The sequence below is a fragment of the Streptomyces sp. NPDC005408 genome (assembly GCF_040606445.1).
Taxonomy (GTDB): Bacteria; Actinomycetota; Actinomycetes; order Streptomycetales; family Streptomycetaceae; genus Streptomyces.
Genome location: NZ_JBEXEX010000020.1, coordinates 18926 through 35412, shown reverse-complemented (window position 1 = coordinate 35412; position 16487 = coordinate 18926). Strand labels below are relative to the sequence as shown.

The following is a 16487-nucleotide window of genomic DNA, read 5'->3' as shown; positions in this document are numbered from 1 at the left end:
GGGTATTCCTCCGTCTCACTCTTCGCGGCGGGCCGCACCCGCCACGGTGATGTTCACGAAGCGGGGCACACGTCGCCCGCCGGTGCGGAACTCCTCGGTGACGGTGGTACGGACCTGCGTCAGCCGGTCCTTCGGCAGCAGCACCAGGGCGCTGCGTTCCGGACCGTGTCCGGGCCACCAGGAGGCCGTCGCACCCGCACGCCGCGCGCTCGCCACTGCGTCCTGGATGTCACCCGGGCCGCGACCTTCGCCGCGGGTCACGAGCAGCATCAGCCGTGCCCCCTGCTCGTCCGGGTCGAAGCGGATGTGGCGCCGGCCGCCGCCGCCCAGCAGCAGGGCCCGGCCGGGGCGGGCGAAGAGCACGGCCTCGCGCAGCGCTGCGTCGCCGTCGGGTGCGGCAGCCCTGGCCAGGGCGGCGAGCCTGCCGCGCGGCGGTCTTGCGTGGCCCGCGTGCAGGTCGGCGACGGCAAGCGCCACTGCGCACTCCAGCGGTTCGGCGCTCGAAAGACCGGTCGCGGCGGTCAGCGTGGAGTGGATGTGCAGGTCGATGCCGCCGCGGCCGTATCCGACGCGGGCCATGGTCCGCAGCAGGCGGTAGGTGCGGGCTGCCCAGTCGGGGTGGGGCGGTGGCGGTCCGGTGAGCGGGAGTTCGCAACTGTGCGCGGGGTGGGCGAGCGAGCTCAGCCGTACGAGGCCGTCGTCACGTGGTGCTGCGGCAGCGGCCACCGGCCAGCCCGCTGCGGCGACCAGGTGCGGCGAGCCGAGGTGGAAGGCGTGCGGGGCGCTCCACACCGTGGCCGGGGGCCGGTCGTGTGCCGATTCGAGGGCGTAGGCGACCAGCCGGAAGAGTGGGTCGGCGGTGTGGCGGCGGGCGATGTCCAGCATGCTCACGTCCCTCACCCCGTCTCGTGGGCCGCCGGTGTCCTGCGGGCCAGCAGCCGGTAGGCATTGCCGCCGTCGGTGACGCGGGCCGCGGCCGCGCGCACCTTGTCCAGGGCCGCGGCTGCCGCGAAGCACGGCAGCGCCGCCGTCCATACGCCCTTGCGGACCACCCGCCGTGCCACGGTGGCGCTGCCCGGGCCCCACGGGGCGTACGGATTGGGGGCGAGCCGGTTCGCGGCGAGCAGGACTGCGCCGACGAAGTCGCAGGCCTGGTGGGCCGCGCCGTGCTCCTCGGCCAGAACCGTGAACCCGCGGTCGGCCAAAGCCTCCTTGAGGTTGGCGATCGGCATGAGGTGCTGGTGCTGGGGCTGGAACCAGGGCAGCCAGTACGGGCCGAGGAGACGGGCGAGCCGTGACTCGGGGTCGGGCAGCTCGATGAGCAGATGCCCGCCGGGAGGCAGCACCTCGGCTGCCGCGTCGAGTTCGGCGAACGGGTCCCTGGTGTGCTCAAGGTAGTGGTACATGCTGACGGCGTCGTATTGGTGCACGAGTCCGGCGGCGAGCTCGGGGAACTGTCCGCAGTGCGCGGTGGAGACCCAGCCGCGGACCTCCGCATCCCGCACCGCGGCGGCCATGTCCAGACCGTCGAAGCGGGTGTCGGGCCACACCTCGCGCGCGCCGTTGCAGAAGTGGCCGTGTCCGGTGCCCACGTCGAGCCAGGCGGCGGGCGTGCCAAAGGGTTTCAGCATCGCGGCGCGGGCCAGATACGAGCGGTTCATGCGGCCGAACACCGCGGAGGCAGCGCTGACGCTGAGGCCGTCGTAGAAGTCGCGGTAGTAGAAGTCGAGTCCGTCCAGGGACAGCCGCGGGTTCTGGAAGACATGGCCGCAGCCGCCGCACTCCTCGAGGGTGAAGCGGCCGGGCTTGGCCTGGAACTGATCCGGCATCCGGGTGCGTACGGAGAGGTCGGTGGAGCCGCACCAGGGGCAGTCGGGACGGCGCGGCTCGAAGAACCGCTCGGTGCCCGCCTTGAGTTCGGCCTCATACCCGGGCCGGAGCGCTTCCACTTCCGGCCAGGGTCCGGCCGGGGCAGGTCGGAGGGTCGCCGCCGTACGGAGGGCGGCGTGGAGGGAGTGCAGCGGCCGCGCCGCCGTGGCGCCCGGCAGGTCGGCCGGGCGCAGCGGGCTGTCCGGACTGCCGAGGATCAGCGCGGGCTGCAGCCAGTACAGGGCCAGGGCCGCAGCGCCCCAGCGGCGGTCCTTGACGGCCGCGCGTGCCAGCAGGGCCAGACCGGCGAGATGGGCGGCGGTCACCACACCCGGAGGCAGGCCCTGGGCTCGCAACTCCCCTGCACGGTAGGAGAGTTCGGGTGCGGGGACGGTGAGACCGGGGGCGATGGCGACGCCGGTCTCCGCGGGGGCGTATTCCTTCACCCGGCTGAGGAGGGCGTGCAGTTCAGCGGTGTCGAGGTCGCTCCCGGTCTCGACTCCGGCGCGGCTGCGGACGTCCTCGGCGATCAGTACGGCCTGTCCCGCGCCGTGCGCCTGGGCCGTACGGGCAAAGCGGGCGTCACCGAGTTCGAGCAGCCGTAGCAGGCCCAGCGCGCGTTCCGCGTCGAGGCTGCCCGGGAGCAGGTCGAGCACCTTCAGACCGGTCCGCTCCGCGTAGGCGACGGCGGCTCCGACGGTGGCTTCGTCGGCCTCGACGCCCCGGGCGGTGATCAGATGCCAGCCGTCCTTGGGCGTACTCGCCGCCGCCATGTCCAGCACGGGTATGGCGGCCAGTCGGCGCCGGGCGCGGACGGTGCCCGCGGTGAGCCCCGCGAGAAGGGCGACGGCCGCCCACGGGGCGCGGCGTGTACGGGGCTGTGTCATTGCAGCTTCTCCAACCTGTCGGCCGCGGCTGCGGCTCCGCCGCCCGCCGCGAAGGATGCCTGGATACGGCGGGCGGCACGCCGGTGATTCGGGTCGTCGAGTACGGCGCTGAGTGCGGCGTGGACCTCGGCCTCCCGGGGGCGGCCGAAGCGCACCCGGATTCCGGCCCCGGCCGCCGCGACCTGCTGGGCGACGATCGGCTGGTCGTCGCGGACGGGCGCGACGACCAGGGGCAGACCGTGCGCGAGCGCCTCGCAGACGGTGTTGTGCCCGCCGTGGCAGACCACGGCGTCGAGGTGCGGCAGCAAGGCGAGTTGAGGAACGTACTCCTGAAGCAGGACATGGTCCTGCCGCACGTCGCCGACCAGGTCCTCGGGTGCGGCCACGATCAGCTGCACGGTATCGGCCAGGCGCTCGGCGGCCCGCAGGACCGCGTCGTAGAACCGGCCGCCCGCCTCCCGGTTGAGCGTGCCGAGCGAGACCAGCACGCGATGCCGTACGGGATCCAGTCGCCGCCAGGGGAACGACGAGGCGTCCGACGGGCGGGCGCCCAGCGCGGGTCCGACGAAGGCATGGTGCTCGGGCCAGGTCTCGTCCGATCCGACGAGTTCCGGGGTGGAGAAGACCAGGACCAGCCGGTCCGAGAAGCGCGGGTCCCAGCCTGTGGGTGCGCCGCATGCGGTGAGGAATCCGTTGATCCGGTCACTCACCCACTCCCCCACCTTGGGGAAACCGGCGAAAGGCCGGGTGAACTCGGCCGTCGTCGTCGCGGACGTCACCCACGGCAGTCCGCGGCGCCTGGCGACCACGGCCCCGGCGAGGGCCTGCTGGTCGGCCACGACGACATCGGGGCCGTACGCGTCGACGGCGGCCTCGACGCCGGGCAGCATCCCGTGGGCGAGCGGGATGAGCGCCTCCTCCCAGAGGAAGCGCAGAGCGGCGACGCCGCGCAGATCGCGCCAGCGCCCGTGCAGCGCGCCGTAGCCGCCGGGTCCGCTGCGGTCGCCGGAGGGGATGAGGGTGGCACGGGCGGGCAGCAGACCCGGCAGGACTTCGGCGGGACCTGTCCATGCGACCTCGTGTCCGCGCGCGGCCAGTTCGGCGGCCACGGCGACTGTGGGGTTGACGTGTCCGGCGAGCGGCGGGACGACGAACAGCACCTTCATACCGTCACCGCCTCAGGCTGCCGCAGCACGGCCTCGCCGAGCCGGTCCAGTACGGCCCGGCGCAACGCGGCGGTGCCGCCCTGCAGGACGTCGTGCCCGAGGCCCGGCAGGACAAGGACGGTGCAGTCGGGTGCATGGCGAGCCAACTCCCGGGCGCCGGTAACGAGTTCGGAGTGCTCCCCGCAGACGGCGAGGACCGGGCAGCGCACCTGGGCGAAGTCCTCGGCCGTGAATGGCCGACCCGCCGCGATGTCGTCGATCAGGGTGGTGCGGTTGAGGAGCTCGTCGGCCGTGGCGGTCAGCCGGGCGGCCTTGCGCGCTCCGAGTGAGGCCAGTTCCCGCGGTACCTGGCTGCCTTCGAGGTCGAGGGCGGCGACAGACAGTGTGTCGAGCATGTTCTCGATCCAGGGACCGCTCAGCGGGGCCTCGATCAGGATGAGCCCGGCGACGAGATCGGGGCGCGCCAGTGCGGTGTGCAGTGCGAGGGTTCCGCCGAAGCTGTTGCCGATGAGGTGGACGGGTTCCTCGTCGAGGCCGAGGGCGGCGAGCAGGGCGGTGAGATCGCGGACGGCGGTCGCCGTGTCGTATCCGCCGGCCGGGCGCTCGGTCCGGCCGTGGCCGCGCAGGTCGTACAGGACGACGTCGTGCCCGGCCTGCGCGGCCGGGACCGCAAGGGTGCAGTAGAAGCTGGAGAGGTTGTCGACGACGAGGCCGTGGAGGAAGACGACCCTGGCTCCCGCGTCACAGCCCGCGACGGCGACGGGCAGCCGCTGGACGTGGAAGCGGAGGGAGTTGGCGATGATTTCGGCCATGGCGGTCAGCCGGCCGCGGCCGACGCGGGAGCCGAAGTCCTGGCGACAGCCGAGGCGGGAGTCCCGGCGATGTGCGACACCAGGTCGCCGACCGTCATGGCCAGGATCTCCTCCATGTCCTTGTCGGCCAGGAAGGCGATCAGGTCCACGGCTGCCCCGTACCGCTTCTGGAGCAGCTCGGCGAGCGCGACGAACTCGATGCTCTCCAGCGCCAGGTCCTCGTTGAACGTGGTGTTCAGCGTGACCTCCTCGGCGAGGAGGAACTCGTCGCCGACGGTCTCGACGAGCATGGCGGTGATCTCGGCGAGTATCTGTTCGGCGATGGGGTCAGGCGTCATGGCCGGCCTCCGGCGGGGTCGGGGTGGGGGGTACGGTCCGGGCGACAACATGGGTGACGGGTTGGCTGTCCGGGCCGGGCAGATCATCAACGGTGCTGATCCGTACGGCGTGGCTGCGGCCCTGGGGAGAGCGCACCCGCAGCCCCGTGGGTCCCTCGGTGACGGTCCACTGGTGCAGGCGACCGCCCAGGCCGGTGCCCTCCGCCTTGGCCGCGGCTTCCTTGGCGCACCACAACGCGGTGAGCGCCTGCGCCCTGCCGTACCCTTCCCGCCCGGCGAACTGCTCGGCGAGCCGGCGCTCGTCGGCGGTGAGTGCGATACGGCTCAGCGCCGCCGGGTCGTCGGTGACGGTCTCGATGTCGATGCCGACGGCGTGGGAGGGATGGGCGTACGCGACCGCCAGCCGGTCCTTGTGGGCGAGCGAGAGCCGCAGTCCGGCGGCGAGCGGGCTGTCCGCGTGGGGGCGGCCCGACTCGTCGTTGCCGACCTGGACCTCCGCGGGGAAGAGCGGTCCCGCGCCGCCGTCCCACAGCAGCTGACGTACGGCGTCCTTCGCTGCGATCCGCCCGAGCAGCCAGGGCGCGCGGGCGCGCGGCGGGCGCTGTTCGTACGCCGCACGCTCGGCGGCGCCCAGATAGCGCCGCATCACCAGCTCCTGCGATGCGGGGTCGGTCCAGCGCCGCCGCGCCAGGCACCAGCCGCCGGGCTGCGGCTCGCCGATCCCACAGATCTCCGGGGTGAACTTCATCGGCCACACCCGCTCGTCGGCGGCGAAGCGCCGGTAGGTCCAGCCTTCGAGACGGGCCCGGACGGTGCCGTCGGCGGATGCGAGTTCCACATCGCCCAGGACGGAATCGGGCCGCACCGACCGGATACGGGCGGTGGCGCGCAGCAGGGCGCCGTCACGCGGCGCGGGCCCGTACAGGCTGACCCGCTCCAGCGAAGCGGGGAAGACCAGCCGGTCGGCGGGCAGTCTCAACTGCATCCAGTGGCCGAGGAGTTGACCGGCTGCGTCCAGCAGTGCGCCGGGCGCGGGCAGGGCCCGCAACACCCCGCGAATGCTGTCGTCGGCGACGGCCGTCACCTCGTGCACCCCGGCGAAGGCCGGACCGTGGAACATCCACCGGTCGCGGTAGAGGGCATCGGCACTGACCGGGGGGACTCCTTCGCGGGTCAGCGCCGAGAGATCAGGAGCGGGCCGCTGGGCGTGTCGGTCGGCGAGGACGACGGTGACGGTCGCGAAGTCGCCGATCTCCACCCGTACACGGCCTGCGGCGGTGTCGGGGGTCACCGTGAACTCCGCGTCGAGGGGCGGGTCGACGGGCAGCCAGCGCAGGGCCCGTACCTCTTCGAAACCGGTCACGACCCGTCCGGGCACCGCCTCGCGTGCGGCGTCCGCGGCCAGCTCGAGGAGCGTGGTCATGGGGACGACCGGGAACCGGTCCGATACTTCGGGCCAGGCCTCGGGCTGGAGATAGACGCAGTGGTCGCGGACATACGGCATGGTGTCGAGGGAGAGCCGTCGCCGGGTCTTGATCGCGGTGACGACGGCGGGCCGGACGCTCGTCGCGCGCCAGGCGTCGGCGACGGAGCGCACCGCGTCCTCCGTCTCGCCGACCACGGCGTCCAGGGCAGCCAGCAGGCCCGGTTGATCGGCTGCGGCCGTCCGGGGCGGAACCCGATGCCGGTCGGCGAGCCGGAGCGTGGGTGCGGCGGCCGCCCCGAGGCTCACCAGCGGTGAGCCGAGATCGAGGTGCACGCGGCCCGGCTCGGGCTCCGCACCCTCGGCGCTGTTCGGCGGTGCGGCCGAGCGGCCCGAGTCGGATTGCCGCGCGCCGACCGCCGCCGAGGGTGCGGCCGCTGCCGCGAGCTCATGCTCGGCCAGCCGGTCCCAGCGGAGGTTCAGCCCCTCTGTCCACAACGCCGCTGCCAGGCGGCGCAGTTGGTCGAGGCCGCTTCCGCCCCGCACCGCTCCCGCGGAGACCGCGAGATGGTCCCGGCCGTGCAGGGTGTCCGCGACGAAGCCGGGGAGGCTGCCCGGACCCATCTGGACGAAAGCCCGCACTCCTGCCGCATACAGCCGTGTCGTCAACTCCCTGAAGCGCACCGGCTCCAGCAGATGGCGCAGCACCACGTCCCGTATCCCGCCCTCATCGCCCGGGTACGCGGCGACGGTGGTCGCCGACCACACCGGCACGGTGGGCGGCCTCAGCGGCAGTGCGGCGAACGCCGCGCGCACTTGGTCGAGGTAGGGCGCCCACATGGGCGTATGGAAGCCGGACCGGAAGGGCAGCTCCTGGGTGAGTACGCCCTGGCCGGCCAGCCGGGCCAGCGCCTCGGCCACGGGACGCGGCTCGCCGCACAGCACCGACTGGTGCGGGCAGTTGTCGTGGCTGAGGGCGACGCCGTCCAGCCCGTGCAGGGCACCGGCCGCCTGCCGCGCCCCGCAGCCCAGTGCCGCATAGACCAGATCGGGGACGTCGAGATCGCCTGGCCGCAGCGAGTCGAGGAAGGTGTCGACGGCCTGCTGCGGATACATCCCGGCGACCACCATGGCGGTCCACTCGCCCAGGCTGTGCCCGGCCAGCACGTCTGCGTGAATGCCGAGTTCAGGCAGTACGTGGGCAAAGAGACGGCCGGCCGCGATGGCGTCCAGTGCTCGTTCGACCAGCGCGTCTCCGCCGGTCAGGGCAGGGCGCGGCAGCCCGAAGCGGTCGGCGACATCGTCGACGTACGGCGTGAAGTCCGGTTCCAGGCCCGGGAAGACGAACGCCACTCGGCCGTCGCGCGCGAGCAGCGGGCTGGGCGTGAACCACACGCCGCCGCGCCCGCGCCAGGGTTTGCCCCGGGCGACGACCGCCGCTGCCAGGGCCCGGCGCTTCGGTGTCAGTCCGAGGACGGCGAGGCGGTACGGGCCGTCGGTCGTCCGGTCCGGCAACGCGGCACCGCGTCCCGAATCGGGCAACGCCTCGACCAGACGGCCGAGTTCAGCGGGCGTGGCGGCGGCCAGCAGCGTCACTTCGGCCGGTGGCGCGACGACGCCCGGCATCACACTCCCACCAGTTGCGAAGACCCCCGGCGCCTCCTCCAGCACCACGTGCGCGTTGATCCCACCGAAACCGAAGGCATTCACGCCCGCCCGTCGCGGCTCGCGTCCCCGGTCCCACGGCTCCGCCTCCGTCACCGGGCGCATCCGTGTCTTTGCGAAGCCTTCGTGCGGCTCTTCGAGATGCAGAGTCGGGGGCAGTGTCCCGTCGTGCACGGCGAGTACGGCCTTGATCAGCCCTGCCATCCCGGAAGCCTGCATCGTGTGGCCGAGCATCGACTTCACAGACCCCATCGCGACCGGCTCGGTGCTCGGCCTACGCGGGCCGAAGACCTTGGCCAGAGTGGCGAGTTCAGCCTCGTCACCGACGGGGGTCCCGGTGCCGTGCGCCTCCAGCAGCCCGAGCGCGCCGGGAGCGGCCGGATCGAGCCCGGCCTGCGCCCAGGCCGTGTGCAGGGCGCGTACCTGGCCGTCCACCAGGGGGCTCATCAGGCTGGCGGCGCGGCCGTCGCCCGCAACGCCGACTCCGCGTACGACGGCGTAGACGCGGTCGCCGTCCCGTTCGGCGTCCGCCAGGCGCTTGAGAAGGACGACACCTGTGCCTTCCGACAACAGCGTGCCGTCGGCGCGACGGTCGAAGGGACGGATGTGCTGACTGGGGCTGAGCGCCCGCAGCTGGGTGAAGACACTCCAGAGCGTGGCGATATGGCAGTGATGCACGGCCCCGGCGACCACGAGGTCGCAACTGCCGCCCGCCAGCAGGCCGATTCCCTGCTCGACGGCGAGCAGCGAGGAGGCACAGGCGGCGTCGATGGTGTAGGCGGGGCCCCGGAAGTCGAGGCGGTTGGCGGTCCTGGCGGCGGTGAAGCTGGGGACGAGACCGATGGACGCCTCGGGCCGTTCGGGACCGAGCCCGGACTGGAAGGCTTCGCGTACCTCGGTGATGCGCTTCTCGCCGAGTTCGGGGGCGAGTTCGCGCAGGGTCGCGGCAAGTTGGTGGGCGGTACGCACGCGTTGGTCGAGGCGCGCGGTGGCGACGCCCATGAACCCGCCGCGGCCGAGGATGACGCCGATACGGGAGCGGTCGGCGGGCAGCCGCTCCTCACCTCCCGCGTCGGCCACGGCCTCGGCGATGACGCGCAGGGCGAGCAGCTGATCGGGCTCCGCGCCCGCCACGGCGGCGGGCATGATGCCGAAGCGGGTCGGGTCGAAGGCGGTGAGATCGTCGATGAAACCGCCGCGCCGGCAGTAGAAGTGGTCGCTGCGGGCGGGTCCTTCGTAGCCGTTCGGGTCGTAGTAGACGTCGGGGTCCCAGCGGCCTGGCGGTACGTCACTGATGGCGTCCGTGCCCGCGATGAGATTGCGCCGGTACGCGGCCAGGTCGGTGGCGCCGGGGAAGACGGCTCCCATGCCGACGATGGCGGCGTCCTCCGGGCGGGGACCGCGGTCAGCCATCGGAGGTCTCCCCCGAAGCGCCGTCCGCGAGGAGGACGACCTGGCCGGTGGTGCCGTGCGCCAGCTCGGCGAGGAGGGCGGCTGTGCCCTCGGCCGGATCGAGGAGCGGGATACCTCGGCCCGCGTACAGGCGTTCCAGCTCCGGGGTGACCATGCCGCCCGCCTCGGCCGCCCATGGGCCCCAGTCGACGGCGAGTACCCGGCCCGGGAAGCGCTGCGCCCAGGAGGGAGTGGCCGCGAGGGTGTCAAGGGTCTCGTTGGCGGCCGCGTAGTCCGCCTGGCCGCGGTTGCCGAAGACCCCGGCGACGCTGCCGAAGAGGACGAGGAATCCGGGCGCCGGGCCGTCGCCGTGGTCGGCGGCGGCGTCGAGGAGATGGCGGGCACCGTCGACCTTGGTGGAGAAGACCCGCGCGAAGGAGGCCGGGTCCTTGTCGCGCAGCAGCTTGTCCTCGATGGTTCCCGCGCCGTGCACGATGCCGTCGAGACGGCCGTGACGCGCGCGCACGTCCCGCAGGACAGCGCGTACGGCATCGGGGTCGGTGACGTCCGCTGCGTGGTAACGCACCGAGGCGGCCGTGCCGTTGAGGGCGGCGAGAGTGGTGCGGATCTCGCGCGCGGCGAGGATGCGGCTCGCAGCCGCCTCGATCTCGGACGGGGTGCGCAGACCCCGCCGGACGAGGGCAGCACGCAGAGCGACGCGGTCGTGGGCGTGGGCGACGGCGGGGTCCTCGGCCTCGTCGGGGGGCGGGGTGCGGCCGATGAGTTCGACATGGCAGCCGGTGGCGTCCGCGAGGGCCATGGCCGTACGTGCGGTGATACCGCGGGCCCCGCCGGTGAGCAGCACCACCGCGTCGCGGCCGAGCGGGAGCGGGGGCGCCGGTTCGGTGGTGGGGAGAGGGACGGGGACGGTACGAAGAGTGCTGCGGGTGCCGTTGGTGTACCCGATGGCCACCGGCTCGTTCGGGGCGCACAGTTCGGCGATCAGATGGGCCGCGATCCGCTCGGGGCGGTCCTTGGGATCGATGTCCACAGCGCGTACGGCGGTGCCGGGGTGTTCGATCGCCGCTGTACGGGCGAAGCCGTACAGACCGGCGCCGGGGATCGGGTCGGGCGAGCCCGGCGCCTCGTGCGACGTCGCCGTCCTGCCGAACGCTCCGCCGCGGCCGGTGACCAGCAGCAGTTGGCGTGCGCCTGCCGTCAGGATCCGGCGCAGGGCGTCGAAGGCCTCGGGAAGCAGGGGGTCAGGGGCGGGGCGCAACGAGCTGAGGTCCACGACGCCGTCGGCCCCGGCGGCGTCCGCGAGACGCTCGGGGTGGAGGGTGCGCACCTCGGCGCCGTGGGACTCCAGGGCGGCGGCGAGCGCGGCGGCGACGCCGAGGCCGTCGTCGACGACGGCCAGCCGCAGGCCGGGCAGTACATCGGCGGGGTCGCGGGTGGCGGGCGGTCCCACGGGGATGACCTCGACGAGGAGCCGGGCGAGACGCTGCGGGCGTACGGGATCGGTGGCCGGGAGCGTGATGGGCTCGGATGCAGAGACCGAGGCAGTGGTCGTACCGCGGGCGACGATCCAGTCGACGATGCCGCTGATGGTCTTCAGCCGGGAGAGTTCCTCGACGGCCGATTCCGCCGGTCCGTCCACACCGCGCGGCAGCCCGATCCGGTCCGCCAGGGCCCCGATGATCTCCACCCGCTTGATGGAGTCCACCGAGAGGTCGGCCTCCAGGTCGAGTGCGGGGTCGAGCATCTCTCTCGGATAGCCGGTGCGTTTGTGGACGATCTCCAGCACGGCGTCGAGTAGCTGCTCGGGCGTGAGGGGACCACGGTCGGGCTGCTCTTCGGCTGCCGGTTGTGGAGCGGCGATCTCCGGGGCCCGTGTGGGCTTATCCACCGGTGGCAGTGGCGCCTCCGCCCCCAAAAAGCCCAGTAATACGTCCCGTTGGGCGGCGACCAGTTCCCGCGCCCCCCGCAGATACTCCAGTACGGCGTCCTCCCGACGGTCCGCGACCGCAGCGGCCGGGGCCGGTGTGACCCGCCGGGCGGGGGCGAGTCCGCCCGCCACGGGCTTGCCGTCCGCCGTCCGTACGAGATGGCCGTCGACCAGCCATCCGGCACGACGCGGCGCATCGGCGGGCAGCGGCGTGCTGCGGCCCTTGAACAACGGTGCCGGGTCGAAGGGGACGCCCGCCGTGGCGAGTTCGGCGAGCGCGGTCACCAGGCGGGTCACGCCGGGTTCGCCCGCGACGTCGATGGGAACGGCGGTGTGCGGGCGGTCGCCCAGGATGCGGCCGACGAGACCGGTGAGTACTCGGCCCGGTCCGGCCTCGACGAAGGTCCGCACCCCTGCCGCGTACATGGCCTCGATCTGCTCGGCGAAGCGCACGGGTTCGGCGACCTGGCGGGCCAGCAATTCCCGTACGGCCGCCGCGTCGGACGGATAGCGGTTCGCGGTGGTGTTCGACCAGACCGGGATCGTCGGCGCGGCGACGGACGCCCCGGTCAGTTCAGCGGCCAGCGTCTCGGCGGCCCCGGCGACGACCTCACTGTGGAAGGCACAGGCGACCGGCAGACGCTCGGCCCGGATTCCCGCCTCGCGCAGCGCGCCGATCGCCGCGTCGACCGCGCCGGTGGGGCCGGAAATGACGCTCTGCGCCGGTGCGTTGTGGTTGGCGACGACGCATCCGGGCGGCAGGTCCGGCAGGTCCTGCGGAGCCGCGGACACGGCGGCCATCGCCCCCGGGTCGTCCCCGGCGGCGGCCAGGATCGCCTCGGCCCGGCGTTCGCTGAGCCGCAGCAGGGTCGCGGTGTCATAGGCACCGGCGGCCCAGAGCGCGACCAGTTCGCCGTAGGAGTGGCCCGCCGTGCAGTCGGGACGGATCCCGAGCGAGGTGAGCAGGAGGTGCGCGGCGGTACCGGTGAGGCCGAGGGCCGGCTGGGCGGTCCGCGTGTCGGTGACGGCGGCGCGCTGGGCGGCGCGTTCCTCGGGCGTGAAGGCGGCGGGCGGGAACATCGCGGCTGTCCGGCGCGGATCCGCGTCGTACAGCAGACTCCGCAGATACGGGAAGGCGATGAAGAGATCGCCCAGCATGCCCGGCCGCTGGCTCCCCTGCCCCGGGAAGAGGAAGGCGGTCCGGCCGGGACCGTCACCTTCGTGGCGTACATGAACGCCATCACCGGGGACGAAATCCCGGGCGCGCTCCAGCTTGCCGGCCAGATCGTCCAGGCCGGTGGCGACGACCGCGACCTGGACCGCACCTTCGCCCGCCGAGGCCTCCGCGGCGAGGTCGCGCAGTGGCCACGGCCGTCCGGCTGCATCGTTCTGCTCCAGCCGGGCGCCGAGACGGGCGATGGAACGGACAGCAGCGGCCCGGTCGGCTCCCCGGAAGCAGAACAGCTCTGCGGGCCAGGCCTCCAGCCCGTGCGCGGGCTCGTCCTCGTCCCCGTATCCGGCAAGCACCGCATGGTAGTTGGTGCCGCCGAAGCCGAAGGCGCTCACTGCCGCAAGCCGGCGCCCGGCGGGTAATGCCCACGGCCTGGCCTCGGTGTCGAAGCAGAAGGGACTGGTGTCCGGATGCCAGTCCGGATTGGGGCTCGTCAGGTGCAGGGTCGGCGGCCGTACGCCGGAATGCACGGCCCGTGCCGCCTTGATCAGCCCGGCCAGGCCCGCCGCGCATTTCGTATGGCCGAGCTGCGACTTGACCGAGCCGAGCGTGCACAGGCCCGACTCTCCGCCGCCGAAGACCTCGGTGAGGACGGCCAGTTCGGTGCTGTCGCCCACGACCGTGCCCGTGCCGTGCGCCTCCACCAGGCCGATCTCGGCGGGCTCGACTCCTGCCCGCCGGTAGGCGCGTTCCAGTGCGCGCCGCTGCCCTTCGGGGCGGGGCGCGGTGAGGCCGAGGGAGCGTCCGTCGCTGGACGCACCGACTGCCTTGACGACGGCGTAGACGCGGTCACCGTCGCCTTCGGCGTCCGCCAGGCGTTTGAGTACGAGGCAGGCGACGCCCTCACCGAGCGCGATGCCGTCGGCGGAGGAGTCGAAGGGGCGGCAGCGGCCGGTGGGTGAGAGGGCCCGTACGGAGGCGAACATCAGGTAGTCGTTGATGCTGTTGTGCACATCGGCGCCGCCGCACAGCACCATGTCGCTGTCCCGGTCGCGCAGTTGCTTGCAGGCGAGGTCGAGCGCGGCGAGCGAGGAGGCGCAGGCGGCGTCGATCGTGCAGTTGGCTCCGCCGAGGTCGAGGCGGTTGGCGACCCGCCCGGCGATGACGTTCGCGAGGACTCCCGGGAAGGAATCCTCGGTCAGCCGCGGCAGTTGCTCGTCCAGCTCGGGCGGCAGCTCGCCGAGATAGCCGGGGTGGAGGGCGCGGAAGCCGTAGGCGCCCGCGAGATCCGTGCCCGCCTCGGCGCCGAAGACGACCGAGGTCCGGGAGCGGTCGAAGTGCCGCTCTCCCCCGTACCCGGCGTCGGAGAGTGCGCGGGCTGCGATGTCGAGAGCGAGCAGCTGCACCGGTTCGATACTGCCGAGCGAGGCGGGGGCGATGCCGTGGGCGAGCGCGTCGAACGGTGCCGGCCGCAGGAAGCCGCCCCATCGGGACGGGGTCCGCTCCCCCGCGCGTGCCGGATGCGGGTCGTAGTAGGCGGCGCTGTCCCAGCGTTCGTCCGGCACTTCGGTGACGGAGTCGGTCCCGGCGACGATGTTCGCCCAGTACCCGGCGAGGTCGTCGGCGCCGGGATAGCGGCAGGCCATGCCGACGACGGCGATGTCGAGCGGAGCCTCCTCCACGGGCTCGCGCGCGGCCGCGCCTTCTCGCAGGTCCTCAAGACGACGGTCGAGCAGCTGTGTCGCGCCCTCGGTCACCTGCGTGTGCAGGGCGGCGACCGTGGTGGTGGCGGCGCGCGCGGTGGCGATCTGGCCGAGCATGTAGAGGCCTTCGCCGCGCTGTTCGTCCTCGTCCACCGGGACGAGCCCCCTCGCCGTGTGCCGCAGGCCCTTGCTGGCGATCCGCAGCCGCCCGAGGTTGAGTTTCTCCAGCTCCTCCCAGACCTCGTTCGGGCTCGCGCCGTCCGCCCGCAGCCGCCCTGCCGTGGCCGTGAAGACATCGGCGTACGGCGTGGTGGCACAGCGGGTGGCATGGCCGGGGGCGGTGCGCAGCAGTGTGGTGGCTTCGCAGTCGATCGCGGTGTGCTGGAAGCCGGGCAGTACGGCTCCGGCGGCGACGGCCTCCTCGGTGAACAGATAGGCGGTACCCATGAGGACGCCGGTCCGGGCCCCGCGCTCGGCCAGTGGCCCTGCGGCCGCCATGGCCATCGCCGCGGATCGCTCGTCGTGGATCCCGCCGGCGAGGAGCACGTCGAGTTCGGCGGCGTACGGGCAGGAGATCAGCCGCTCGATCTGCTCCTCCCAGAGCGGGAAGGCCGCGCGCGGGCCGATGTGCCCGCCGCATTCGAGTCCCTCGAAGACGAAGCGCCGCGCTCCCTCGGCGAGAAACTGCTCCAGGAGCCCCGGCGACGGCACATGCAGATACGTCCGCGTCCCGGCGGCTTCGAGAGGGGCGGCCTGGGCGGGCCTGCCGCCCGCGATGATCGCGTACGGGGGCCGTGCGTCGGCGACGGCGGCGAGCTGTTCACGGCGCAGCTCGTCGGGGGCGAACCCGAGGAGCCCGACCCCCCACTCCCGGCCGGCCAGGCGCTCGGCGGTGTCGGTGAGCAGTTCACGTACGTCCGGGCCGTCCATGACGGCGAGGGCGAGAAAGGGCAGCCCGCCCGCCTCTGCCACCGCCGAGGCGAAGGCGGGCCGGTCGCTGACCCGGGTCATGGGCCCCTGGGCCACGGGCAGATGGCCTTCGCCGGGACGCGACTGGAGAGGACGGGCGCGTACGACCGCTTCGATGTGGCCGGTTATCGCCGCCCGGACGGCCTGTACGACGGATCCTGTGGTGCGGTGGCGTGCGGCGAGCCTGCCCGTGATGGCCCCTTCCTGGCCGATGGGCAGCGGCTGGGTGCGCAGCCCGCGGGCGCCGAGGAGTTCGGCGATGTCCGCCGCAGGCGGCGCAAGATCGGGGCGGGCGTAGATCCGGTGACCGGCGACGACCGTGGTTTCGCTGCCGTCCATGGCACGGATCGCGGCCTCGACATCGCCGGGCAGTCCGGCGGCGCCCTCGGTGGTGAGCGCGAGCTGGGTGTCGAGTACGACTCCGGCGGCGCCGCCGGCGACGGCGGCGGCCGCCGTATGGGGGCCGATGCCTCCTGCCGCGAAGACCGGGACGCTCAACTCCTCGTCCGCCAGCAGACGTTGGAGCAGTACGAAGGTGGTCAGTTCGCCGACCCGACCACCGGCCTCGTGCCCCTTGGCAACGAGGCCGGACGCTCCTGCGGCGACGGCGGCTCCGGCCTCGGCGGGGCTGACGACCTCGGCCCATACCCGGCGTCGGCCGTCCGCGGCCCACCGCGCCGCCCCGGTGCGCCAGTGCTCTTCGGCGAGCAGGACGGTGTCCACCGCGGCAGGCAGGTCATCCGGGGCGAGTGGGCATCCGGACGGTATGCGCACTCCGTACCGTCCCCGCAGTCCGGCCAGGGCGGCACGTGCCCGCTCCCGGTCCCTGCCGAGATCGAGCAGGCCCAGCGCACCGGCTCGCTCCGCGGCCGCGACCATCCGGGCATTGGGCTCCTCGAACGGGCTGACCACGATCACGAGGTCCCGGCCTGCGTGCCGGGCGGGCTGAGAGATCACGGGCTCTCCTTGGGTTCCGGGCAGGGCCTGCGAGCAAGGGCCACGGTGGGTCGGACCGCGGCGGGCCGGGGACGTATCGGGACCTACGAGAGAAGTGACCGGGCGGTAACGTCCGATGCCGCGTTGCATCGTGCGGCGGCAGGCCGACACTGTCAACGCACATCCGCCACTCATGCCTCAGAGGTAT

At 73.3% G+C, this 16487-nt stretch carries 7 protein-coding genes; all 7 read right to left on the bottom strand.

Translation table 11 applies throughout. The annotated features are described in order from the left end of the window. Positions 1-15: 15 nt before the first annotated feature. The 7 genes from ABZS64_RS20145 to ABZS64_RS20115 are packed head-to-tail and all read right to left on the bottom strand — an operon-like array spanning position 16 to position 16222. Positions 16-885 (bottom strand): galactokinase, encoded by an 870-nt coding sequence (locus ABZS64_RS20145; RefSeq protein ID WP_355831330.1) that lies wholly within the window; start codon positions 883-885, stop codon positions 16-18. Between the two features lie 11 nt (positions 886-896). Continuing rightward, the gene (locus ABZS64_RS20140; protein WP_355831080.1) at positions 897-2756 is read right to left on the bottom strand and encodes a class I SAM-dependent methyltransferase; all 1860 of its coding nucleotides are present in this window, start codon (positions 2754-2756) and stop codon (positions 897-899) included. Further along, complete coding sequence (locus ABZS64_RS20135; protein ID WP_355831077.1) at positions 2753-3922, bottom strand: nucleotide disphospho-sugar-binding domain-containing protein; 1170 nt, start codon at positions 3920-3922, stop codon at positions 2753-2755. Before ABZS64_RS20135 ends, ABZS64_RS20140 begins: the two co-directional genes overlap by 4 nt. Then, positions 3919-4734 carry an alpha/beta fold hydrolase gene (locus ABZS64_RS20130; protein WP_355831074.1) on the bottom strand — a complete coding sequence of 272 codons (816 nt, stop codon included), beginning with the start codon at positions 4732-4734 and terminating at the stop codon, positions 3919-3921. Before ABZS64_RS20130 ends, ABZS64_RS20135 begins: the two co-directional genes overlap by 4 nt. A 5-nt stretch (positions 4735-4739) precedes the next feature. Next, a complete protein-coding gene (locus ABZS64_RS20125) occupies positions 4740-5072 on the bottom strand; it encodes a phosphopantetheine-binding protein (RefSeq protein ID WP_355831071.1) in 333 nt (110 codons plus the stop codon). Continuing rightward, complete coding sequence (locus tag ABZS64_RS20120) at positions 5062-9573, bottom strand: beta-ketoacyl synthase N-terminal-like domain-containing protein (RefSeq protein WP_355831068.1); 4512 nt, start codon at positions 9571-9573, stop codon at positions 5062-5064. The genes ABZS64_RS20125 and ABZS64_RS20120 overlap by 11 nt, the downstream gene beginning before the upstream one ends. Next, positions 9566-16222, bottom strand: coding sequence for an SDR family NAD(P)-dependent oxidoreductase (locus tag ABZS64_RS20115; protein WP_355831327.1), 6657 nt, complete (start codon positions 16220-16222; stop codon positions 9566-9568). Before ABZS64_RS20115 ends, ABZS64_RS20120 begins: the two co-directional genes overlap by 8 nt. Between the last annotated feature and the right edge of the window lie 265 nt (positions 16223-16487).

Coding starts and splice junctions, on each gene's coding strand:
- ABZS64_RS20145 (WP_355831330.1), bottom strand. CDS start 885: ATGCTGGACATCGCCCGCCGCCACACCGCCGACCCACTCTTCCGGCTG.
- ABZS64_RS20140 (WP_355831080.1), bottom strand. CDS start 2,756: ATGACACAGCCCCGTACACGCCGCGCCCCGTGGGCGGCCGTCGCCCTT.
- ABZS64_RS20135 (WP_355831077.1), bottom strand. CDS start 3,922: ATGAAGGTGCTGTTCGTCGTCCCGCCGCTCGCCGGACACGTCAACCCC.
- ABZS64_RS20130 (WP_355831074.1), bottom strand. CDS start 4,734: ATGGCCGAAATCATCGCCAACTCCCTCCGCTTCCACGTCCAGCGGCTG.
- ABZS64_RS20125 (WP_355831071.1), bottom strand. CDS start 5,072: ATGACGCCTGACCCCATCGCCGAACAGATACTCGCCGAGATCACCGCC.
- ABZS64_RS20120 (WP_355831068.1), bottom strand. CDS start 9,573: ATGGCTGACCGCGGTCCCCGCCCGGAGGACGCCGCCATCGTCGGCATG.
- ABZS64_RS20115 (WP_355831327.1), bottom strand. CDS start 16,222: ATGGTCGCGGCCGCGGAGCGAGCCGGTGCGCTGGGCCTGCTCGATCTC.